20 protein-coding genes are annotated in these 21,562 nt (G+C 54.4%); 6 read left to right on the top strand and 14 right to left on the bottom strand.

The features are described 5' to 3' along the window. Nucleotides 1-16: 16 nt before the first annotated feature. The 7 genes from KI367_RS02480 to nirB form a co-directional block, all read right to left on the bottom strand. Nucleotides 17-1,759, bottom strand: coding sequence for an ABC transporter ATP-binding protein (locus KI367_RS02480; RefSeq protein ID WP_212947302.1), 1,743 nt, complete (start codon nt 1,757-1,759; stop codon nt 17-19). A 225-nt stretch (nt 1,760-1,984) separates the two neighbouring features. Continuing rightward, the gene (gene sigK / locus KI367_RS02485) at nt 1,985-2,686 is read right to left on the bottom strand and encodes an RNA polymerase sporulation sigma factor SigK (protein ID WP_036712481.1); all 702 of its coding nucleotides are present in this window, start codon (nt 2,684-2,686) and stop codon (nt 1,985-1,987) included. A gap of 234 nt (nt 2,687-2,920) precedes the next feature. Next, nucleotides 2,921-3,547: a LysE family translocator gene (locus tag KI367_RS02490; protein WP_212947304.1), complete on the bottom strand. Its 627-nt coding sequence runs from the start codon at nt 3,545-3,547 to the stop codon at nt 2,921-2,923. A 132-nt stretch (nt 3,548-3,679) separates the two neighbouring features. Beyond that, a complete protein-coding gene (gene cobA / locus KI367_RS02495; protein WP_212947306.1) occupies nt 3,680-4,447 on the bottom strand; it encodes a uroporphyrinogen-III C-methyltransferase in 768 nt (255 codons plus the stop codon). After that, on the bottom strand, nt 4,444-5,316 hold the full coding sequence (locus KI367_RS02500) for a formate/nitrite transporter family protein (protein WP_212947307.1): 873 nt from the start codon (nt 5,314-5,316) through the stop codon (nt 4,444-4,446). The genes cobA and KI367_RS02500 overlap by 4 nt, the downstream gene beginning before the upstream one ends. A gap of 60 nt (nt 5,317-5,376) precedes the next feature. Continuing rightward, a complete protein-coding gene (gene nirD, locus KI367_RS02505) occupies nt 5,377-5,733 on the bottom strand; it encodes a nitrite reductase small subunit NirD (RefSeq protein WP_212947309.1) in 357 nt (118 codons plus the stop codon). Between the two features lie 13 nt (nt 5,734-5,746). Next, a complete protein-coding gene (gene nirB, locus KI367_RS02510) occupies nt 5,747-8,182 on the bottom strand; it encodes a nitrite reductase large subunit NirB (protein WP_212947311.1) in 2,436 nt (811 codons plus the stop codon). A gap of 328 nt (nt 8,183-8,510) precedes the next feature. Here nirB and KI367_RS02515 point away from each other — a divergent pair, with 328 nt between their 5' ends. Further along, entirely contained in the window at nt 8,511-9,134 is a 624-nt protein-coding gene (locus KI367_RS02515; RefSeq protein ID WP_212947317.1) for an ANTAR domain-containing response regulator, read from the top strand. Further along, nucleotides 9,131-10,168 (top strand): anthranilate phosphoribosyltransferase, encoded by a 1,038-nt coding sequence (locus KI367_RS02520; protein WP_306433212.1) that lies wholly within the window; start codon nt 9,131-9,133, stop codon nt 10,166-10,168. The genes KI367_RS02515 and KI367_RS02520 overlap by 4 nt, the downstream gene beginning before the upstream one ends. 77 nt (nt 10,169-10,245) lie before the next feature. Here KI367_RS02520 and KI367_RS02525 read toward each other — a convergent pair whose 3' ends face one another. The 4 genes from KI367_RS02525 to KI367_RS02540 all read right to left on the bottom strand — a co-directional run bounded on the left by KI367_RS02525 (nt 10,246) and on the right by KI367_RS02540 (nt 14,991). Continuing rightward, on the bottom strand, nt 10,246-10,878 hold the full coding sequence (locus KI367_RS02525; protein WP_052147136.1) for a VOC family protein: 633 nt from the start codon (nt 10,876-10,878) through the stop codon (nt 10,246-10,248). A 289-nt stretch (nt 10,879-11,167) separates the two neighbouring features. After that, on the bottom strand, nt 11,168-12,235 hold the full coding sequence (locus tag KI367_RS02530) for a lactonase family protein (RefSeq protein WP_212947318.1): 1,068 nt from the start codon (nt 12,233-12,235) through the stop codon (nt 11,168-11,170). 214 nt (nt 12,236-12,449) lie between these two features. Continuing rightward, nucleotides 12,450-14,165, bottom strand: coding sequence for a GMC family oxidoreductase (locus KI367_RS02535; protein ID WP_212947319.1), 1,716 nt, complete (start codon nt 14,163-14,165; stop codon nt 12,450-12,452). Between the two features lie 25 nt (nt 14,166-14,190). Then, nucleotides 14,191-14,991 (bottom strand): gluconate 2-dehydrogenase subunit 3 family protein, encoded by an 801-nt coding sequence (locus KI367_RS02540; protein ID WP_212947320.1) that lies wholly within the window; start codon nt 14,989-14,991, stop codon nt 14,191-14,193. A 149-nt stretch (nt 14,992-15,140) separates the two neighbouring features. Here KI367_RS02540 and KI367_RS02545 point away from each other — a divergent pair, with 149 nt between their 5' ends. Continuing rightward, the gene (locus KI367_RS02545; RefSeq protein WP_036712467.1) at nt 15,141-15,902 is read left to right on the top strand and encodes a hypothetical protein; all 762 of its coding nucleotides are present in this window, start codon (nt 15,141-15,143) and stop codon (nt 15,900-15,902) included. A 68-nt stretch (nt 15,903-15,970) separates the two neighbouring features. Here KI367_RS02545 and KI367_RS02550 read toward each other — a convergent pair whose 3' ends face one another. From KI367_RS02550 to KI367_RS02560, 3 genes are all read right to left on the bottom strand, one after another. Continuing rightward, the gene (locus KI367_RS02550) at nt 15,971-16,171 is read right to left on the bottom strand and encodes a twin-arginine translocase TatA/TatE family subunit (RefSeq protein ID WP_036712465.1); all 201 of its coding nucleotides are present in this window, start codon (nt 16,169-16,171) and stop codon (nt 15,971-15,973) included. Further along, on the bottom strand, nt 16,164-16,919 hold the full coding sequence (gene tatC, locus KI367_RS02555; RefSeq protein ID WP_212947321.1) for a twin-arginine translocase subunit TatC: 756 nt from the start codon (nt 16,917-16,919) through the stop codon (nt 16,164-16,166). Before tatC ends, KI367_RS02550 begins: the two co-directional genes overlap by 8 nt. Before the next feature lie 159 nt (nt 16,920-17,078). Then, nucleotides 17,079-17,687, bottom strand: coding sequence for a pentapeptide repeat-containing protein (locus KI367_RS02560; RefSeq protein WP_036712462.1), 609 nt, complete (start codon nt 17,685-17,687; stop codon nt 17,079-17,081). 217 nt (nt 17,688-17,904) lie between these two features. On the opposite strand from KI367_RS02560, the gene KI367_RS02565 reads away from it, so the two are divergent. From KI367_RS02565 to KI367_RS02575, 3 genes are all read left to right on the top strand, one after another. After that, nucleotides 17,905-18,873, top strand: a complete 969-nt coding sequence (locus tag KI367_RS02565; RefSeq protein WP_212947330.1) for an ABC transporter permease — start codon at nt 17,905-17,907, stop codon at nt 18,871-18,873. 21 nt (nt 18,874-18,894) lie between these two features. Further along, complete coding sequence (locus KI367_RS02570) at nt 18,895-19,782, top strand: carbohydrate ABC transporter permease (RefSeq protein ID WP_212947332.1); 888 nt, start codon at nt 18,895-18,897, stop codon at nt 19,780-19,782. A gap of 70 nt (nt 19,783-19,852) precedes the next feature. Beyond that, entirely contained in the window at nt 19,853-21,529 is a 1,677-nt protein-coding gene (locus tag KI367_RS02575) for a type 2 periplasmic-binding domain-containing protein (protein ID WP_212947333.1), read from the top strand. Nucleotides 21,530-21,562: the final 33 nt, after the last annotated feature.

Below are 21,562 nucleotides of genomic sequence, written 5' to 3' on the forward strand. Positions count from 1 at the left end.
CCAGCTTAGATCACACTTATATCCTCTGTTTTTCATGCATCGAGTAAAAAATGCCTTTTTGGGACAACAATTCATCCGGGCTGCCTTTCTCCGCAATCTTGCCGTGATCGACCACGATGATGTAGTCGGCATTTTTAACCGTCGACAGTCGATGCGCAATCACCAAAATGGTTTGACGGCCTTTCAATTTTAACAACGTATCATTTAAATGACTTTCCGTGATGGCATCTAAAGCCGAAGTATATTCATCCAACATGAGAATTTTGGGATCATGCATGAAAGTTCTGGCCAATAAAATCCTTTGAATTTCCCCGCCCGATAAATTTTCTCCGTTGCTCTCCACCTTTGTATCATATTTGTTCGGCATAATCTCGACAAAATCTTTCACATGCGCAAGTTCAACCACATGATCAAACCTTTGGAGTAATGCTTCATTCAGCTCTTCCTTTTGGATGGGATAAATAATATTCTCAAGAATGCTGTGGTTCCAAAGGATCGGTTTTTGCGGGTTATAGCCCACATACTTTCTGAACTGATGGATGTTGAATTCGGAAATGCGGATTCCGTCAAGCAATATTTCTCCAGACTCCGGTTCAATATGCCGGTGAACTAATTCGAACAAGGTGGATTTTCCCGAGCCGCTTAAACCTACAATGCCGACAAAACTCCCTGGTGCTACATCGAGGTCAAAATTTGAAATTCCGGGGGAGTTTTCACCTGCATGGCTGTATGAGACATTTTTCAATTCCAGCCTGGGGATTCTATTGAAATCAGGGGTGAGACTACCATATGGCAACTTATCCAATTGAAAAATTTCATTTATATTCCCCATAATGACCTTCATTCTGGTCAAATCGATATTGACTGTAAACAACGACTTAAAAATACTGTAGAGTCTCGGGAGCAATATAATAAACGCAAGTAACGTGCCCGGCGAGATTTTTCCAGATACTATTAAATAGAGGCTGTAGCCGTAGATGATGCCCGTAATTAAGGAGATCACCGTATCCGCGATCAAGTTGACGACCATATGATGAAAAACATAGGATTTTTTGGATACGTTCCAGGCTTGATCATTCCAATCATTCCATCTCTTTTTTTCCACCTCTTGTCCATTGAATATTTGAACCGATTTAAGATTGGAAAAGAAATCATTTAAATAACTCATGCCCTTTTCCAGGATCGAATAATAATTTTCGTCGAGAGTTTCGGTTTTTTTTCTAAATCGTTTGAAAATGTACATAAAGACCGGAAACGAAACGATTGCAACCGACGTAAGCTCGATGCTCATTGAAAACATGATCCACAAAGTGGCAAACAATAAAATGAGATTAGAGACGACCGACATCACGGTCTCTACAACGAATACCTCGCATAACATCCCGACTTGGGAAGTTAGCCGGTTCATCATTTCTCCTCGTCCAACCTGATCCATATGTTTAGGTCTAATTTGAAGTACATGCGAAAATAATCGCATTCTTAAGTTTTTTGAAAGTTTATTTCCCAGCTCATTATTGTAATATGCGGTAAAACTATTGAGCGCGGCAAATAGAACCGGAATGAGCACGATGAGCAAAATATAAAAAATGGCGGTATTGATTTCCTTTCTGGGCAAAAGCTCATCGAACAACTCTTTGAAAATGACGGGTTGCAGGATGGAAACGAGTGAAGCGGATATATTGAAAAATAAAATGAGAAACAGAACTTTTTTGCTTTTCTTTAAAACCTCGATAATGGCACTCCTGGCTTGATTCGCCATTCTTACACACCTCTCGCCATCTTTATTCCCGGCTAAAGCGCATTTTGGCCTCAGCACACTTAGCACAATAGATCAATTCAAGATAATCTTATCGGGTGCCGCAGATGATTTATACCTGTCAAAATATATGTATTTCACCCTAAATATGATCGAAGTCCAGCTAGGATTGCCCCTGTATCCGAACGCAAAAAAAGCCGGGCTGCTCGCCGAGCTCCCGGCCACTTCTTATTGTTTCTGCTTGTAAAACTCGTGGTACAGCTTCATGAGCGCCCTTTTTTCGATCCGCGACACGTAGCTGCGGCTGATGCCAAGCTCCTTGGCGATCTCCCGCTGGGTCCGCTCCTCGCCTCCGAACTCCAGCCCGAAGCGCCCCTTGATGACTTCCTGCTCGCGTTCGTCCAGGATGTCGAGGTTGCGGTAAATTTTGCTTTTTTCGATTTTCAGCTGCACCGTATCGGCGACGTCGTCGGCTTCGCTGCCGAGGATATCGATAAGCGTGATTTCATTTCCCTCTTTGTCGGTTCCGATCGGATCGTGGAGGGAAACGTCTTTTCGTGTCTTTTTAAGGGATCTTAAATGCATAAGTATTTCGTTTTCGATGCAGCGCGCGGCAAACGTGGCGAGTTTCGTGCCTTTTCCCGTCTGAAAGCTTTCGATCGCTTTGATCAGCCCGATCGTGCCGATCGAGATCAAATCTTCCAAGTCCTCGCCGGTGTTGTCGAATTTTTTGACGATATGAGCCACCAGCCGCAAGTTATGTTCGATCAGCATGTTGCGGGCATGAGCATCCCCTTCGGACATCAATTGAAGGTATTTGCTCTCCTCTTTTTCCGTCAGGGGCTGAGGAAAAGCGTTATTTTTGACATACGATACCAGCAGCGTCAGTTCTTTGATAAACAGGGCAATAAAGCTGAATAATCCGGGCACAGATGACACCTCCTGCTGAATGGCTTAGGACACCGCGACTTCGTCAAAATACCACGGCGGCTCACAAGTGCGGTCTGTTCATTCTATGTGGGCGATGACCCATCTGTGCCTGTACGGCGCGAAAAAACGGGTTCCGCATGCGGAGCTTCCTTTTGCACGCCATCGTCAACATAAGCAGCGATAAAAAAGAAAAAAAGCCGAACGGTGTCACCCGGACGGCTGCAAAACGATGGCTTATTTGTTCTGGAAAGCTACTTTCAATCCCAGCGCGATGTAAATCGTCCCAACGATTTTTCCGCTCCAGCGGCCCAACCAGGAGATTCGCTTGGCCGCCCTCCCGATCGCCTGTATGCCCGCGGCAAGGGTCGACGTATAAATCACGCTTAACATGACGAAGACGAGGCCGAGGATCAAAAATTGGATCAGGGTCGAACCTTGCTCCGGATGGACGAATTGCGGCAAAAACGATAAAAAGAACAGGGATGTTTTCGGATTCAACACTTCGATGACGACGGCTTGGCCGAAAATCTTGGCGGAAGTCTGCGGCGCGACCTGCGGGAGCTGCGGGTCCGACGGTTTTTCCATGATGGCGCGAACGCCCAAATAGAGCAGGTAGGCGGCTCCGGCGAATTTGACGGCGTTAAACGCGATCGAAGATGTCATTAAAATGGCCGAAAGCCCGATGCTCGCAAACAACGTATGAACCAAATCGCCCGCCGCAATGCCCAGGCCGGCGATCATGCCGGCTTTGCGGCCGCCCTGGACCGCACGGGAACCGACAAGGAGAACCGCCGGGCCCGGGATAACAAAAAGACCGATGACGATCACTGCAAAAGCGCCCAACGTAGCCAACGAAACCATGAATCTTCCTCCTGTTTGCTTTATCGCTTTAAATCAAAGCCTATTCTATCATGAATGCAGCGCTTTGGGCAGGACCTTTTTTGCGATCTCCAGCCGTACGCTACCGGCCGTTTTACGGCAAGGCCGCTTATATCAGCCGATCCGCTCCCGGGCTTCTTCGGCCAGCCGGAGCAGCTGCTCCCGTACGCGGACGACATCGCCGACGATAAGCAGCGCCGGATTTCGGGCCTGCATCCGTTGGCAGATGTTAAACATGGTGCCGACCGTCCCCGTAAAAATGCGTTCCGCCGCGCACGTGCCTTGTTCGATGACCGCCGCCGGGGCGAATTCGGGCTTGCCGTGCACGATGAGCTCCCGGCAAATTTCCTCCATCCTGCCGACGCCCATGTATACGACAAGCGTATCGACGCCCCGCGCCAGCAAATCCCAGCGAACCCCGCTCGCCTCGCCCGAAACGCCGGTACCGCTGACGAAAGCAACCGAGGAGCTGAGGCCCCTATGGGTCAATGGAATGCCTGCCGAAGCCGCGGCCCCGAGCGCCGAGGTTAATCCCGGCACGATTTCGCAGGGGACGGCAAGGGCCGCCATCGCTTGCGCCTCTTCCCCGCCGCGCCCGAACACCAGCGGATCCCCGCCCTTGAGCCGCACGACGCGCAGCCCTTTCCTCGCATACGCTGCGAGCAGTTCATGGATTTGCTCCTGCGGTACCGCATGCCGGCCCGGGGCCTTGCCGCAATACGTAAGCATGGCCCCTTCTTTGGCATATTTCAGCAGTTCTTTGTTCGCCAATCGGTCGTATAAAATGACGTCCGCTTCCTGAATCCGCCGCAGCGCTTTCAGCGTGATCAGTTCGGGATCGCCGGGGCCTGCGCCGACAATCGATACGCTGCCCGGCTTCATAGGCTGCGCTCCGCGGGAACGGCCGTCCCCGGCTTGCCGGCATCCTGCGCGCCGTGCCGCGCTTGACGATGCCCCTTGTTTCGTCCGAAGCCGCGCTGGGACCCATAAACCATAGCCCCGGTAAACAAGGCGCCCCCCAAGAAATTGCCGATCAGCACCGGGATTTGGTTCCACAGCCACCAATCGGCCAAACTCACGTTTGCCCCGAGCATCATGCCCGCCGGAATGACGAACATATTGACGACGGCGTGTTCGAAACCTTGCCCGAAGAAGATCAGAATCGGCAGCCACATCGCCAGCACCTTTCCGATGGTCGAATGAGACGTAAACGCCATGACGGCGCCAAGCGTTACCATCCAGTTGCACAGCGCGGCCTTGATCACGACAAGCAGGAGCCCTTCAGCGCCGAGCTCCTTGTAAGCAAGCGTCTTGGCTTCGCTGGTTTTGACGATCGTCTGCACGAGGGGGCTTCCCATATCCGTCCCCATTTTGGAGGCGGTCAAGGCATACAATCCCGCATAAACCAAACAGCCGATCACGTGCCCGAAAATGACCCATCCGAAGTTTTTCGCCATCGCGGCGGCGGAGGTTTTCCTTTGCGCCACGGCCAGCGGAAAGAGCGCAAAACTTCCCGTGACGAGCTCCAGCCCCAGCAGCACGATGATCACGAATCCCGCCGGAAATACAAGCGCGCCCGCCATGCCGACGTTCGTCTGCGCGGTGGCGGTGAATGCCAGCGTCGTGGCGCATGCCAATATCGCTCCCGACAGCATGCCGCGAATGAGCATTTGCGTCCGGCTTAGCCGCGTTTTTCCGGCACCGGCCTCGATCATGTCGTGAAGCACCTGATCCGGTTTCACGTAATCCATGGACATCACTCCCCGAGAAATAATAAGGGTTACTCGTAAAGGGACGAAGGACGGGGGCCCTTACCCCGCCGCCTGATCCGGAGGCGCGGTTTCCCCGCGTCCGGACCGTCCGCATAAATACATCGCGCCGCTGATCGGATCCACTTCCACGGCGTACGTGGCCACGCTGCCGGTATCCGGCTCGCATACCCGTCCGCTCGAAAGATCGATCTTCCAATCATGCAGCGGACAATGGACAGCGCGGCCGCAAACCATTCCTTCGGAAAGTTTGCCGCCTTTATGCGGACATTTGTTTTCCACCGCCAGCACGCTCCCGTCCGCCAAACGGAACAGCGCGATCTCGGTGCCTTCGAACAGGAAGGTCCGCGCCCCTTTGCGGTCGATGTCCGATACGTTGCCTATATGAATTTTGGCCATGAGCAGATCCTCCCTAGTTTCTTGCCGATGCCGCTTCCGGAAGCGGCTCGAAGTTTTTGCGCAGGGCGCCGTCCGCCACGATCTCCTTCCACGGGTCGTTCAGCCTGCCGAGCGCCTGCTTCACCCGCGCGAAGAGGGCTATCCGGTCTTCCTTGTTCTCCAGCGCCTTTTTGACCGACTCCAACCCAACCCGCTCGATCCATACCGAGGTACGCTCGTTCCATTGGGCATTTTCCCGGTAGTATTGCAAAAATGCGCCTGCCCATTCGACGACCTCGTCTTCCGTCTTGACCACGCAAAGCAGCTCCGTGGCCCGGACATGCACGCCGCCGTTGCCGCCGACATGCAGCTCCCAGCCGCCGTCGATGGCGACGACGCCAAAATCCTTGATCGTCGCTTCCGCGCAGTTGCGGGGACATCCCGACACCGCAAGTTTTACTTTGGCCGGCGTATTCAGGCGCTCGAATTCTTTTTCAAGCCGGACCCCCATCCCGATGGAATCCTGCGTGCCGAAACGGCAGAAGGTGGAGCCGACGCAGGTTTTGACGGTCCGGAGCGCTTTGCCGTACGCATACCCCGAAGGCATGTCGAGTTCCGCCCACATGTTCGGAAGATCCTCTTTTTTGACTCCCAGCAGGTCGATCCGCTGCCCGCCCGTAATTTTGACCATCGGCACGTCGTATTTTTCCGCCACCTCGGCGATTTTTTTCAGTTCGGACGGGGACGTCACGCCGCCGTAAATCCGCGGGACGACCGAATAGGTGCCGTCCTTCTGGATATTGGCGTGGTACCGTTCGTTCGTGAATCGGGATTCCTTCTCATCCGCGTACGATTCCGGGAACAGCATGCCCAAATAATAATTGAGCGACGGCCGGCATTTGGAGCATCCCTCCGGGTTGTTCCAGCCGAGCACATGCATCGTTTCCTGAACCGATTGCAGCTTCATCCGCGACATTTCGGCCACGATTTCGTCGCGGGTCAGCGTCGTGCAGCCGCATATGCCTTCTTTGGCCGGTTCCCCTGCCGCATCGCCCGCATAGAGCTGAACCAGACCCTGAACTAGCGGTTTGCAGCCGCCGCAGGAGCCCGATGCTTTCGTGCAGGCCTTCACAGAGGCGACGGTCGTGCAGTTTTTCGTCAAAACGGCATCCTTGATCGTTTCTTTGGTCACTCCGTTGCAGCCGCAAATGATTTCATCGTCGGCCATGGCCGCCAGGCGCTGCTCCGCCGTTTCGGTTCCCGAACCTTGCGCCGAAAATCCCAGCAGCAGCTCCTTCTCCCTGCCTTTGACGGACTCCCCTTTTTTCATCAGCGAAAACAGCTTCGAGCCGTCGCTGGTATCGCCGAAAAGCACCGCGCCGATCAGGCGGTCTCCGGAAATGACGATTTTTTTGTATACTTGATCGACTTCGTCCTGGTAGCGCAGCGATCTTGCGCCCTCCGTTTCGGCAAAATGTCCCGCGGAAAAGACGTCCACGCCGGACACCTTCAATTTCGTGGACGTGACCGAACCTGCATAACCTTCCGTCTCCGCGCCCGCCAAATGTTTCGCCAGCACGGCCCCCTGTTCATACAGCGGGGCAACGAGCCCGTACGTGATTCCCCGGTGTTCGGCGCATTCGCCGACCGCGTATATGCCCGGAATATTCGTCTGCATCAGGTCGTTGACCACGATCCCGCGGTTGACGGCGATGCCGGCTTGGCGCGCAAGCTTCACGTTCGGCTTGATCCCGACGGCCATGACGATCAAATCCGCTTCCAGGCGGGTACGGTCGCTAAACACAAGCTCCCTCGCCCTCTTCCGGCCTGCGATTTCCTCGGAATGCTTGCGGAACAGAAACTTCATTCCTTGCGCTTCCAGCTCCTTCTGCAGCATTTTTGACGCCGTTTCATCCAGCTGGCGTTCCATGAGATAAGGATGGATGTGCACGACCGTGACGTCCATCCCCAGGTGAAGCAGGCCCCTTGCCGCTTCCAGCCCGAGCAGGCCTCCGCCGATCACCGCTGCTTTTTTGTATTTCCGCGACGCTTCGAGCATCGTTTCGCAGTCTTTGATATCGCGGAAACCGATCACTCCTTCCTTGTCCGCACCCGGCAGCGGAAGCATGAACGGATCGGAACCCGTCGCCAGAATCAACACGTCGTAATCGGCGGCTGCCCCCTTGTCCGAATACACTTTCCGCGCCAGCGGATCGATCTGCGTGACCGTGTGCCCCGCGTGCAGACGGATCCGATGTTCCTCGTACCAGCTCCAATCGTTCAGGATGACTTCGCTCATGTCGGACCCGCCCGCGAGAACGGACGACAACATGATGCGGTTGTAGTTCGGATGGGGCTCGGACCCGAAAATCGTAATCTCATAGGCCTCCGGCGCAAGCTTCAGCACATGCTCGATCGTCCGGATGCCTGCCATGCCATTGCCAACCAGCACAAGCTTCTTCCTATCCATATATCCCGCTCCTTTCTCTATTTGAAGCCAGATGTTGCGGCCCATAAAACCATAAAAAGCCTGCTTTTCGTTATCCGGGTAAAAAGCGCAAACGCACTTTCACGATCCGGGTTACGAAAGCAGGCTCCATTGCCGCATTCAGGATACGCCATTGTATCCTTCCCATTTGTTCTTGAGCAAAAATATACCGTATGCCAGCGTCCCTTGTCAACATATTTAACATAAAATCATCATTTATAATTAAAAAGTCGACATTTACAAGGTTTTTGTGTTATATAAATTAACATCAAGATATGCATTTAGCAATTCAGAAGGGAGCGTGCCATACATGCGTTCGTTGCTCGTGATCCATCAACCGTCCGCTGATTTGGAGCGAAACGCATCCGATTCCATCGGAACGCATCGACCGGAATCCTTGCTTCGCTCCTGCGGCTACCAAGTCTGCCTTGCGAAAAACCCGGAACAGGCCGTAAATGGAATCGCCGAGGCGGACGGGACGGTGCTCCATTTGCCGATCGGCGACATCCCGTCGTGGAGCTGCAGACCGGAACAGCGGAAGCCGGCGCCGATTCTCTGGTGGTGCAATGATGACGTTTCCGCCCAATCTCTCAACTTATGTAAGGAAGATGTCATTATTGACGGAATCCTGTTTCTGGACATGATGGCGCATGAGCTGCACTGGACGCTTTTCCTGAGCTTCAGGCATTTTAGCGAAAGGCAGCAATGGAAAAGCGAAAAGCAGCAGCTTCTGGCACGGATCGAGGAACGGAAATGGATCGACAAAGCGAAAGGCATTTTATGCGAGCTGAAAAACATATCGGAGGCCGAAGCATATGACCTGCTGCGGAAGCAGGCCATGAACGAGCGGAAACGAATGGTCGACGTGGCAACTTCCATCGTCCGTCTTCACCCTTTGCTTCGCCCATCCGACTCCGGAGGGATCAACACATGATGAATCGATGGTTAAAGGAAGTCGCCCGCGGCAAAAGGGGAGCCCGGGATTTGGCCTATGAAGAAGCGCTGCAGGCCGCGGAAGCCATTTTAGAAATGAAAGCAACCCCGGCGCAAATCGGCGCTTTCCTGATCGCCCAGCGGGTCAAGGAGGAAAGCGTGGAGGAGCTTGCGGCTTTCGTCGAGGCGTGCCGCAAGCATGCGGCACGGGCGCCGCTGCAGCAGGGCATCGACTGCGCCGCCCCGTATGACGGCCGCCGGACATCGTTTATGTCCGGTCTGGCCGTCGCGTTTGTGCTCGCTGCAGCCGGCCTTCCGGCGACGCTTCACGGCGCGGATCCGCTGCCTCCCAAATGGGGCGTCACGCTGCCGGACGTGCTGGCCGCGGCGGGCATCCCGCGGGCTTCGCTCGCCAAGAGCCGCTGCATTGCCGCGGCGCGGGAAACGGGCGTGTTGGTCGTCCACGCCGAAGACTGGTGTCCGCCGCTGAAGAGCCTCCGCCCGATCCGGGAGGAGCTGGGCATGCGAACCGTGCTGAACACGGCGGAGAAGTTCGCCGATTACGGCTGCTCCGCCTACCTGACTTTCGGCGTTTTTCACAGCACGATGTTTGACCGCATCGGCCGCCTGACCTCAAGGCTCGGTTACCGGAAAGGGATGGTCGTGCAGGGCAGCGAAGGTTCGGATGACCTGTACATTCACCGCCCTACGCGCATCTGCAGAATCGAAAACGGCGAAACCTGCCTCCAAATGATCGACCCGGAAACGTACGGCTTGGATACCCCGCTGCCCGAAAGAAGCTGGACCGCCGCCGAGCAGGCGGCCGCGACCGAACAGGCGCTGCAAAATGCGGGCCATATCGCCTTCATCCATCAGGTGCTGCTGAACGGCGCGGTTCGGCTTCATCTGGCGGAACGGGCGGACTCCATTGAAGAAGGGATCTATGCCTGCAAAGCGCTGCTCGAATCCGGCAGGCCGTGGGCGTTATACCGCCGGTGGATGGAGCTCGTTAAAAATCAGCCCTCCGCCGTATAAATTTGCCGGCTTATATTCGCTTCTTGGGGTCAAAAAGCCCGCTGCATACGTTCTGCCTGCAGCGGGCCTCCTCTTGATCAGCTAAATTCCAAGGCGCCGCCCCCTTGGACATGCGCCCTGATCGGAAAGATATCGGCGTTTTTTTCGGCAAAAAACCAGCGCCGGCCCTTTTTTGCGACGATCAGCAGCCCGTGCTCATCTCCGACCGGGGCGAATTGGTCGCTGCCTTCCCGATACTTCGGAAACCCCCGGCCGACAAGCTCATCCACAAACGGCGGCACGTCCTCCTTGACGATGCCGATTTCGCTGACGCAAAGCAGGCTTTCTGCTCCAAAAGGCCGGTCGGATGCGTCGTTCAGGCTATGCCTTGCGATCAGTTCCACGATATTGCCGGCGGGGTCCTCAAAATACAACGAGTGGGCGTCCCAATCGACCGAATACGTTTCGTCTTCGCCGTTTTCCCGGTTCAGCGCCGTTTTTCCGGAAATCCAGGCCTTCGCCTCCTTGAACTGATTTTCGGGGATGTTGAAAGCAAAGTGATAAAACGGCCGCCCCTCCGCCGTCTCCTCGAAGGTCAGCTTCGTTTCGCCGATGCCAAACGTGACGAAGCCGCTCCCTTGTGCGATGACCGGCACTCCTAAAACGTCTTTGTAAAAATGTTTTATCGCACCCATTTCAGCGGTCTTAAACGTGATGTCCGTAAAACGCATTTCCATAACCTCCTTATCCGTCTGCGATTCTGTGTCTAGATCTTATCGAATCGGCCTTCCTTTTTCAATACGGTGCATAAAACGCGGACGGGCGGCGGTCCTTTCCCCCCGCTTTATAAAAAAACGTCTATCGACGTACTTTCTTAATAGACAGACCGCGTTAAGATGAAGTTTTTCTTGCAATGTCCATTCTGATATTATAAAAAAGCCCCGGATCCCCCGGGGCTCTTGCTCATCATATGATGTTTTTCGGCAAAGTCCAATCCTTCGATCAAACCTTAAGCCCGTGTTAAAACCGGTCGGCCCAAACGCATACCGGCTTCGAAATTTCAACGGATTTACCCGTGAAAGCCAGCTTCCCGCTGGTTTCGTCGCGCGTGAAGACGGCCAGGTTGTTCGTATCCCGGTTCGCGACAAGCACGTAACGTCCGCCGGGAACGATCGAAAAATGGCGCGGATGCTTGCCTTCGGCCGCTGCATGCTGAACCGCCTGCAATCTGCCGTTTTCCGCGTCCACCGCGTACACGACGATGCTGTCATGCCCGCGGTTGGAGCCATACAGGTGACGTCCGTCTTCCGAAATCGTGATCTCCGCGCAGCCGTTCTCGACGTTGACGCCTTCCGGCAGCGTCGATACCGTTTCGATTTCCGTCAGCGTTCCTTGATCCGCGTTATACCGGAATGCCGTCACCGTCGACTGCAGCTCGTTGATGACGTAAGCGAATTTTCCGTTCGGATGGAACACGAGGTGACGCGGACCGGCGCCTTCCTTCACTTTTGCTTCGCTCGTCGGAACAAGCTTCCCTTGCTCCCGGTCGATTTGGTATGTAAAAATCGTGTCCAGTCCCAAATCGCATACGAACAGGAAACGCTGGTCCGGGCTGTAGAAGGAGGAGTGGACGTGTGATTTTTGCTCCGGCTTGCTCCCTTCATGGTTGCGGATATCAAGCACTTGGCCGACGGTGCCGTCTTCCTTCAATTCAACCAGGCTGATCGAGCCTTTATGATAGCTTGCCAAGGTCAAATAGCGGTTATCCGCGCTGCGCTGGATGTGGCAGGACGGTCCGTTCAAGGCATTGGCGCGGCTGGTTTCCTTCAGCTTGCCTGCTTCCGCGTCGATCTGAAACGACACCGCGTCGCTCAGCTTCGACCCGTCCGCCGCGGCCGTTTCGCTGATCGCGTACAAAAGCCGCCGGGGCGTGTCCACATTCAGGAACGTCGGGTTTTTGAAGCCGGATAACTGATCGAGCCGGGTAAGTTCTCCGCTCGTTTCGTCGAATGCATATACATATACGCCGTCCGCAGATTCTTCGGCATAAGAACCTACGAATACGAGCATGCGCTGTTGGTCTGCCATTTAATTCGCCTCTTCTCTAACATTTTATAGGACTTTTGCAAATCCAATATGAAAACATTGTATCATTTTCAGCCGGTTTCCGGCAAAGATTTTCAAGCCGCGGGGGCTGCCTGACATCGGCCATTGCGCGGTCGTTCGGCCAAAAACAAGCGTTCCTTGCACACAAAAACCGCCCCCGGATCCGGATGATCCCCTGGGGCGGCTGTTGAAGGTGTTATACAAGACTTCCCGGCTTTTTGTGGTATTTGATAATCCCTTCGGCGGCCCGGTACGCCAGCGCGCCCACGGTGCCCGTAGGGTTGTAGCCGCTGTTATGCGGGAAAGCGGACGCGCCGATGACGAACAGGTTGTCGACGTCCCACATCTGCAGGTAATTGTTGACGGCGGAGGTGTCGGGACTGCTTCCCATGATGACGCCTCCGGTGTTGTGCGTCGATTGGTACGTCGTAATTTCGTACGGCGCCAGCTTCGTGTTGGCCACGACCTTGTCCGCGCCCATTTCCTTCAGGATTTCGCCGCATTTGGCCCCCATGAATTTGACCAGCTCCCGGTCCTGGTCTTCGAAGTCGAACGTAATCCGCATGAGCGGATCGCCGAATTCGTCCTTGTACGTCGGATCCAGGTCCAGGTAGTGATGGCGGAACGGCATGCAGGAACCTTGGGCGCCGACGTTGAGATGGCGGTTCGCGTATTTAATGGACGCCGCCTTGAAATCCTTGCCCCAAGTCGGCGTTCCCGGCGGAACCACGTTGTTTTGGATCGGCCGCGCCCCGGTTTGGCTGTAGGAAATGTTGGCCCCGTGGATGAAATTCAAATCTTTATGATCGAAGTTGTCGCCGTTGAAATCGTCGATGCACATGCCGAGCGCCCCCGCGCCCGCAAAAAGGTTGAATTCCTTGTCCTCGTAAAAACCGACGGCGGCCCCTTTCAGCACTTGGTATGCATAGTTTTTCCCGATGACGCCCGTTCCGGTTTTCGGATCGTACGGCTTGCCGATGTTGGACATGAGCAGCAGGCGCACGTTGTTGAAGACGTAACTCGTCAGGACGACGATGTCGGCCGGCTGTTCGTATTCTTCCCCGGTGGTCGTATCGACGTACAGCACGCCGGTCGCTTTGCCGCCTTTGTGCAGCACCCGTCTGACGTTGGAATGCGTGCGCAGCTCGAATTTTCCCGTGTTTTTCGCCACCGGGATGACCGTCACGACCGGATCGGCTTTCGCGCCGTATTCGCATCCGAAGCGTTCGCAGAAGCCGCAATACTGGCAGGCCGCGCGGGCGATGCCGTCCGGGTTCGTGTATTGGTCCGACAGGTTTGCGGAAGGCATGTGGTACGGATGGTAGTTCAACCCTTTGCAGGCGTCGGCGAACAATTTCATTCCCGGCGTCGTTTTCATCGGACCCGTCGGATATTTGTCGGAACGTTTGCCGCCTTTCGGGTTTTCTTCCCCGGAAATGCCGGCAACTTTTTCGAATTTGTCGAAATACGGCTCCAGCTGTTCATATGTAATGCCCCAGTCCTGGATCGTCATCCCGTCAGGAATTTTGTTTTTCCCGTAACGTTCGATCGTTTTGGATCGGATTTCAAAATCGTACGGCAGGAAACGGAAAGTTTGCCCGTTCCAGTGGACGCCGGAGCCTCCCAGCCCGTCGCCGAGCAAAAAGGAACCGTAGGAGCGCATCGGCAGCGCTCGGATTTTTTCGTTGCCGCGGAACGTGATCGTCTCCCGGGACAAATCCTGGAACATCTCGTACCGCAACGCGTAACGCAATTCGTCGTGAACCATGTAATAATCTTCGGTTTTTCTTTCCTTGCCGCGTTCAAGGCCGACAACGGACAGCCCCTGCTTGGTCAGTTCCGACGCAATGATGCCGCCGCCCCAGCCGACGCCGACGATGACGACATCCGTTTTAGGCAGTTTCGTAGCCATGAATCAATCACCTCTCGTTTAGTTTTTAGGAATGTGGCAGATGTTCTTTCAAGCTGACCGGCGGCATTTTGGCAAATTGGTCCTGCTCGATGATTTTCGCGTAGGACATTTGGTTGCCGGGGTAATTTTTCAGCTTCCAGCCGTTCATGTTGTTGTTGCCGCCGTAGAGCGGGTCGGCGTACACGCCTTCCATCGTTGCGCTGAACAGCGTCTTGAAAAATCCGCTTGCGGAAATGGTCGTCAGCTTCACCTCGTCGGTTTCGAAAGCCTTAAGGACGGCATCCTGCTCTTCCGGCGCCAGGTCCTTGAACTTTTTCTGATATTTTTTATTGCTGTAGTTCTGGATTTCCTGAAGGCCGATATCGAAAATTTCCCGGCGTTTCAGGCGGCCCTGGTAGCCCTGCGTCGTTTCCCCTTTATAAAAGGGACCCTGCATGTATTCCCTGCCGTTGTTCCCCCATTCGCCCGCAAGCTGGTGGTCGATGTAATAAGCGACGCCAAGCTCTTTGGCTCCGGGTCCGTTATCGTCCGCAGGAAAAAGGCGCTCCGTGGCGGCTTCCGTAATCAGGAATTGTTCCTGCGTGAAATACATCAGCGCTTGGTTGAAATTGACGGGTTCGGCCGCGGGAGCCCCGCCGTTGTTTCCATTGCCGGTATTGGCGTTGTTGTTGGTCGTTGCTTTTTTCGGGGTCCGCAGCAGGCTGCCGACCACGCCGCCGACGATCAGGCCCCCGACGGCATAACCCGAATTTTTCAAGAAATTCCGGCGCGACTGATCCGGTTCTCTATGGTCCTTCAACTCTTTGTCTTCAGTTTCGTTTGCCATAAAAGTCAACCTCCAACTGTGTGGATGCACGCCCATGAATTTGGGGCAGCATCAGTTTTTTGTTATTTTGTCGAAATATCCCACAAATAATACATCCTCCGAAAGATAATCATACTCATATGCTCAACATATCCAGGGAGGGATCATCCATGAAAGGACCCATCGCCAAAATAGCCGTTCCGGCCATTTGCGCCGCCGTGGCATTGAGCGGCTGTAACGGCAACGTCAAACAAAATGCGCAGACGAACCCCGTCCGGATTCAATCGAACGCGAACCAAAACTACGCGTCGGACCGGTTGACGAATGACGGGCTTCGGGGCGGCACGAATACCGAAGGGCATCCGCATCTCAACAGCATCAAAGTGATTCCGAAGTTCAACGGCGAAAAGGTGCGCACGACCAACGAAAACGGCACGACCTACAGCGGAATGGGCTCGGGGGTCTACAGCCGCATCGGCACCTCCAGCCTGCATAATACGCCGGAATCCAAAACGCTCGAAGACCGCCTGGAATCGGCCGGCATCACCGGGATCAGCGTGCTGACCCTCGGAGACTCGGTCTACATCGGCGATCCGGACGGCCACACCCATATCCGCAACTCCGAACCGCAGCCGCATAAAGTGCTCAGCCCGAACGAAGGGTCGTCCGGCAAAGGATACATGAGCCAAAAAGGCGGCTACGGCTACACCATCGGCCAACGCGACAACACGAAACACAATCTTAACGTGATCCGTGCCGAAGTGGCCGGCGTATACGGCAAAAAGGTAAAGATCTACACGGTACACGACCCGAAAGCCATCCAGGCGATCCATCGCGTGAAAACCGCCATGCGGGCGGGCACGCCGGTCTCCAAAATGAACAAAGACCTGGCCGTCATCAAAAAAAGCGCGCATGTGGACCAAAACAAATAAAGCTTGAACGAAAAACACCTCCTCGGGCGCAAGCACGCGCGAAAAGGAGGTGTTTTTTCGTCAACACGCTAATTTTTTTCGACAAGCTTTTCCGGCTCTGCGGCTGGATCGCTCGTAATTTCCTCGACGACGCCTTTGGTGGAAGAACGGAATTCCCGCAGCGTATCCCCCACGGCCCGTCCGAGCTGGGGAAGCTTGGATGGACCGAATACGACCAGGGCGATCATCAAAATGATCAAAAGCCCAGGCAGTCCGATATTGTTAAACATGGTTGGCTCCTCCTTTCGGATCTAGAAGTGGATGCTCCGTCTCCTTCCGGTCCAAATACCACCTGGAGACGAGAATGCTGAGTTCGAACAACAAAATCAGCGGAATGGTCACGGACAGATGCGAGACAAAATCCGGCGGCGAAATCATCGATCCGATGACCGCCAGGGCTAGATACACGTATTTCCGCGCCTTTTTCAGCTGCGAAGGGCCCAGAATGCCCAAACGGGTCAGAAACAGGACGACCGCCGGCATTTCAAAAGCAAGCGCAAGCGGAAACACGAGGCTGAACATGAGGGAAAAATACCGGTCCATCCCGTACGTTTCGACGGCTCCGACCGTTTGGTTCATTTTCGAGAGGAAGGAAACCATCATCGGAAACGCGACGTAAAAGCTGAAGGCGATTCCGATCATAAACAGGACGAAAGCCAGCGGGACGAACCAAAAGGTTTTTTTGGCCTCATCGTTGGTCAAGCCCGGACGCACGAATGCCCATATATGGTACAGCGCCAGCGGAACGGTAAAAAACACCGCCACCAGGAAACCGCATTTCATATAAATGAACATGCCGTCCGTCAAAGAAAACACATTCCACTCGATCTCGGCGGCAGCCGGCCGGTTTTTAATGTACATCAGCACCCGGGGAGACACGTACAAGCCGGCTGCCAACGTTACGATAAAAAAGAGCATCACCCAGATCAGCCGTTTTCGGAGCTCCGTCAGGTGGGTGACCCATTCTTCACTGTTCATCCATGAACCGCCTCCTCTTGTAGCCCCTGCCGGGCAAGCCGTACCGCAGATGGCGCCCAGCGATATGTATATTGTATCCAGAATTTGTAGAATTATAGCGAAACAGGTCGACAAAAAAGCATCCGCGCAAACTTAAAGCGCACGGATGCTCTTTTTCTGTTATTCTTCCACCTTGGCCCCGTAGGAGCGGGCTACCTGCACCGCTTGCTCCAGATCGATGCGCACGCCCGTCAAATCAAACGACCGGTAATCGATCCGGTCCATTTTGGCCCCGCGCAAATCGGCTCCTTTCAAAGCCGCTTTGAACAGCTTGGCGCCCGAAAGGTCGGCTTTCCGCAAATCCGCCTTCTGCAGATTGCATTCGGTAAGGTCCGCTTCAATCAAACGGATGCCCTTTAGCGCCTGCTTCGACAAGTTTGCCTGCCGCAGGTTCGTATAGAACCACTCCCCGCCCTGAATCGTAATGCCGTCCAAATAAGCGCCTGCGAAATCGCTGCCGGTCATTTTGCAGTCCTCCCACTTCGAGACAAACAGATTCGCTCCCGCAAACCGGCAATTCGTAAACGCCGACCTCGTATGCAAGGAAGCATTCAGCGCTGCCCCGCCAAAATCGCATTCGATGAACCGGCAGCCGGTGGTCCAAATTTCGTTCATTTCCGTGCCGCGGAAAAGGCAGCGCGTGAAAACGCAGCCCTTCAGCTCCCCGCTTTTTAAATCCGCCTGGCTGAAATCCTTGTTTGCATAGGTTTGCTCGATGTACTGAAACATGACCGTGTTCACTCCTTCGGTTTTGCTTGCCGCCGTTTGGCTTTTCCTAGAGCGTAACAAACATACGTTCCTTCAACAAGGACGTTCATGGCCGAATTTTTTGGCAAGACCCGAAAAACGCACCCCTAAAAACGAAATTTTGGACCTGTTTCTTTCCTTCCTCCCCTTCTACAATAGGAGATGCAACAATGAAAGCACTTACAGGAGGTCGGATGCCATGCGTGCCAAGCTCGGCGCAAAAACGGCGCAGACCGGAATCGCCGCCCCGGCGGGGAGACGGAACCTGCTGCTGAAGAAGCTTCTAAGCCAGAAATATTTGCAGGTGATGGCGCTGCTCGGCGTCGCCTGGATGATTATTTTCAACTACATACCGATGTACGGCATCATCATCGCATTCAAGCAATACGTCATTACGCGTCCGATTTCGGAAGCCCCGTGGGTCGGGCTGGAGCATTTCAAAGCGTTTTTCGAGGACGAAGACCTGCCGCGGGTCATTTGGAACACGATCGGCATCAGCCTGATCAAGCTGGTCGTCGGTTTTCCGCTGCCGATTTTGTTCGCCTTGTTCCTCAACGAGCTGCGCTCGATCCGGCTGAAAAAGACGGTCCAGACGATATCGTACCTGCCCCATTTTCTGTCCTGGGTCATCCTCGGGGGCATTTTGGCCACCTGGCTGTCGGATGTCGGCGTCATCAACCATATCCTGATGGCGCTGCATATCATCGACGAACCGATCAGCTACCTGGCCGAACCGAAGTATTTCTGGGGAATCGTCGTCGCCTCGGACCTTTGGAAGGAGCTCGGATGGTCGGCCATCATCTATCTGGCGGCGATCGCCGGCGTGTCGCCCGATCTTCACGAGGCCGCAACCATCGACGGAGCCGGGCGGTTTCAGCGGATGTGGCATGTGACGCTGCCGGGGATCCGAAGCACGATCACCATTCTGCTCATTTTGGCGGTCAGCGGCATTTTGAACTCGAATTTCGATCAAATCTTGGTGCTCCGCAACTCGCTGAACGAAAGCGCCAGCAACGTGATCGACATCTACGTCTACCAGACGGGCCTCGTCAACAACCGTTTCTCGTATTCGACCGCCGTCGGCCTGATCAAATCGCTGATTGCCTTGATACTGCTTCTGATCGCCAATTCGGCATCCAAAAAAATCAACGGTACGTCCCTATTTTAATGAAAAGGTGGTTGATGCCCCATGTTCAAACGGAATCGAACAACCGCCGGGGATGCGGCGTTTGACGCCGCCAACGTGCTGGTCATGCTTGCTGTCTGCTTCGTGACGCTTTATCCGATCTGGTACGTGCTTGTCAATTCCTTCAACGAAGGCCAGGACGCCATGCGCGGAGGCATTTACTGGTGGCCGCGCATATTCAGCCTGGAAAGCTACGAAGCCGTGTTCCGCAGCAGCGGCATCATGACGGCGATGGGGGTCACGGTCGCCAAAACGCTTATCGGCACGGCGGTTCACGTGTTTTTTACGGCCATGGTCGCCTACGCCTTCTCCCGGCGGGAACTTGTGGGTCAGAAGCTGTACATCCTGATCGGGACCGTCACCCTGTTTTTTAACAGCGGCCTGATTCCCTATTATTTGCTCATCCGCGACCTCCATCTGCTGGACAGCTTTTTGGTCTACATCATTCCGGCGATGTTCAGCTTTTTCGATCTGATCATTTTTATGACCTTTTTCCGGGAAATTCCGGACGGGCTGGAGGAAGCGGCCAAAATCGACGGGGCCAACGACCTCTCCATTTTCGTGCGGATCATCATCCCCGTTTCGATGCCGGTCATCGCGACGATCGCGCTTTTCCACGGCGTATACCAATGGAACGACTACTTCACCGGCATGATCTACATCAACAACATGGACCTGCAGCCGATTCAAACCTATTTGTACCGGATCGTCGCGCAGTCCAGCTCGAACCAGATGGCGGCGGCGATGCCCGGCGGCATATCCAAAAACGTCACCTCCCAGTCCATCAAACTCGCCACCATGGTCGTGACGACGGCGCCGATCGTCCTGGCCTACCCGTTCCTGCAAAGGTATTTCGTGAAAGGCCTCATGATCGGATCCATCAAAGGATAAACGCATCAGGAAGTTTTTTCCTTGACGGCAACACAGGTTTCACCAAAATAAATCAAGTGGGGTAAAACGTATGAAAAAACATGTTTTCCGCAAAAGCAGCCTGCTGCTCCTCGCCTTTGCCATGATGCTTTCGCTCGCCGCATGCGGCGGATCGTCCGGCGAGGACGCCAAAACGGCCGAACCTGAAAACAAAAACGAACCGGCGCCCGAGACCAAGACGGTATCCGCGGACGAACCCGGCTGGAAAGCCGACACGTCGCCGATCACCTTCGATTGGTATTTGAACTTTTCGTGGTTCGCCAACAAATGGGGCGTCGACCCGACCTCCCAATACGTCACGAAAAAAACCGGCGTCAGCGTCAACTTCATCGTGCCGGCCGGCAACGAAAACGAAAAGCTGAACACGATGATCGCCTCCGGCAGCCTTCCTGATTTCATCACGCTCGGCTGGTGGGAGGACGCCGTGAAAACGATGATCGAAGGCGATCTGGTGCTTCCGCTCAACAAACTTGCCGAAGAATACGATCCTTATTTCATGAAGGTCGCCGATCCTGCGAAAATGGCGTGGTACCAGCAGGAAGACGGCAACACGTACGTGTATCCGAACTCGTCTTCCTCGCCGAAGGATTTTGAAAAATATTCGCGGGAATACGTATCCAACCAGACGTTCCTCGTGCGGAAAGATATGTACGAAGCTTTGGGCAAACCGGATATGCGCACGCCGGAAGGTTTCCTGAACGCGCTGAAGATGGCGAAGGAGAAATTCCCGGAGGTCGACGGCCAGCCGATGATCCCGCTCGGCTTGACCGAGTTCAACGATGTCGGCAACGGCAGCCTTGAAGGATATTTGCAAAATTTCCTCGCCATCCCGTACGAAAAAGACGGCAAGCTGTACGACCGCCAGACCGATCCGGAATATGTCCGCTGGCTGAAGACGCTGCGCCAGGCCAACGAGCAAGGGCTGCTTGCCAAAGACGTCTTTATCGACAAACGTCCGCAAATGGAAGAAAAAATCGCCCAAGGCCGCTATTTCGCCATGATCTATCAGCGCAGCGACCTGACGGCGCAGGAAAACGCGCTGTACGCCAAAGATCCGAATTCGGTCTACATCGCGGTGGACGGCCCGGCCAACTCCAAGCTGGATCCGCCGACGCTCGCCGGCCCGGGCATTTCGGGATGGACGGTCACGCTGATTTCCAAAAACGTGAAAGACAAAGCCAGAGCGATCCGCTTCCTGGAATATCTCATCAGCGAGGAAGGCCAAAAGGATCTGTACCTCGGGGAAAAAGGCGTTACTTACGACACGATTGACGGCAAGGATCAATTCAAACCGGAAGTGCTCGAGCTTTTGAACAAGGACCGCTCCGCTTTCGACAAACAATACGGCGCCTCCCTCACCTTCTGGATGATGCAGGATACCAACATGATTTTGCAGTGGCAGCCGCCGAGCGTCGAGCCGTTCAAGCAAATGGAGGATTGGACCAAAGGCAAAACGAAAAGTTTCTCGCAATACGACAACATCAACCCGACCGGCAACTCGGAGGAAGGCATCGCGAGCAACAAAATCGCCCAAACGTGGGGCAAAACGCTGCCGAAGCTTCTCCTGAGCAAGTCCGACGAAGAATTCGACAAGCTTTGGAACGAATTTTTGGAGAAGCGGGACAAAGCCGGCTTTGCCAAAGTGGAAGCGTTCAAACAAGCGAAGTTCGAAGAAAACGTGAAAAAACTTCAGGAGTTCCTGAAATAATCGCATGTGATTTTCCGTCCAAAAAGCCCCAAT

Source organism: Paenibacillus cookii (genome assembly GCF_018333375.1).
GTDB lineage: Bacteria > Bacillota > Bacilli > Paenibacillales > Paenibacillaceae > Paenibacillus_AQ > Paenibacillus_AQ cookii.

Excerpts from the sequence above, each read along its gene's own strand:
- KI367_RS02480 (WP_212947302.1), bottom strand. The coding sequence starts at position 1,759 with ATGGCGAATCAAGCCAGGAGTGCCATTATCGAGGTTTTAAAGAAAAGC.
- KI367_RS02490 (WP_212947304.1), bottom strand. The coding sequence starts at position 3,547 with ATGGTTTCGTTGGCTACGTTGGGCGCTTTTGCAGTGATCGTCATCGGT.
- cobA (WP_212947306.1), bottom strand. The coding sequence starts at position 4,447 with ATGAAGCCGGGCAGCGTATCGATTGTCGGCGCAGGCCCCGGCGATCCC.
- KI367_RS02500 (WP_212947307.1), bottom strand. The coding sequence starts at position 5,316 with ATGGATTACGTGAAACCGGATCAGGTGCTTCACGACATGATCGAGGCC.
- nirD (WP_212947309.1), bottom strand. The coding sequence starts at position 5,733 with ATGGCCAAAATTCATATAGGCAACGTATCGGACATCGACCGCAAAGGG.
- nirB (WP_212947311.1), bottom strand. The coding sequence starts at position 8,182 with ATGGATAGGAAGAAGCTTGTGCTGGTTGGCAATGGCATGGCAGGCATC.
- KI367_RS02515 (WP_212947317.1), top strand. The coding sequence starts at position 8,511 with ATGCGTTCGTTGCTCGTGATCCATCAACCGTCCGCTGATTTGGAGCGA.
- KI367_RS02520 (WP_306433212.1), top strand. The coding sequence starts at position 9,131 with ATGATGAATCGATGGTTAAAGGAAGTCGCCCGCGGCAAAAGGGGAGCC.
- KI367_RS02525 (WP_052147136.1), bottom strand. The coding sequence starts at position 10,878 with ATGCGTTTTACGGACATCACGTTTAAGACCGCTGAAATGGGTGCGATA.
- KI367_RS02530 (WP_212947318.1), bottom strand. The coding sequence starts at position 12,235 with ATGGCAGACCAACAGCGCATGCTCGTATTCGTAGGTTCTTATGCCGAA.
- KI367_RS02535 (WP_212947319.1), bottom strand. The coding sequence starts at position 14,165 with ATGGCTACGAAACTGCCTAAAACGGATGTCGTCATCGTCGGCGTCGGC.
- KI367_RS02540 (WP_212947320.1), bottom strand. The coding sequence starts at position 14,991 with ATGGCAAACGAAACTGAAGACAAAGAGTTGAAGGACCATAGAGAACCG.
- KI367_RS02545 (WP_036712467.1), top strand. The coding sequence starts at position 15,141 with ATGAAAGGACCCATCGCCAAAATAGCCGTTCCGGCCATTTGCGCCGCC.
- KI367_RS02550 (WP_036712465.1), bottom strand. The coding sequence starts at position 16,171 with ATGTTTAACAATATCGGACTGCCTGGGCTTTTGATCATTTTGATGATC.
- tatC (WP_212947321.1), bottom strand. The coding sequence starts at position 16,919 with ATGAACAGTGAAGAATGGGTCACCCACCTGACGGAGCTCCGAAAACGG.
- KI367_RS02560 (WP_036712462.1), bottom strand. The coding sequence starts at position 17,687 with ATGTTTCAGTACATCGAGCAAACCTATGCAAACAAGGATTTCAGCCAG.
- KI367_RS02565 (WP_212947330.1), top strand. The coding sequence starts at position 17,905 with ATGCGTGCCAAGCTCGGCGCAAAAACGGCGCAGACCGGAATCGCCGCC.
- KI367_RS02570 (WP_212947332.1), top strand. The coding sequence starts at position 18,895 with ATGTTCAAACGGAATCGAACAACCGCCGGGGATGCGGCGTTTGACGCC.
- KI367_RS02575 (WP_212947333.1), top strand. The coding sequence starts at position 19,853 with ATGAAAAAACATGTTTTCCGCAAAAGCAGCCTGCTGCTCCTCGCCTTT.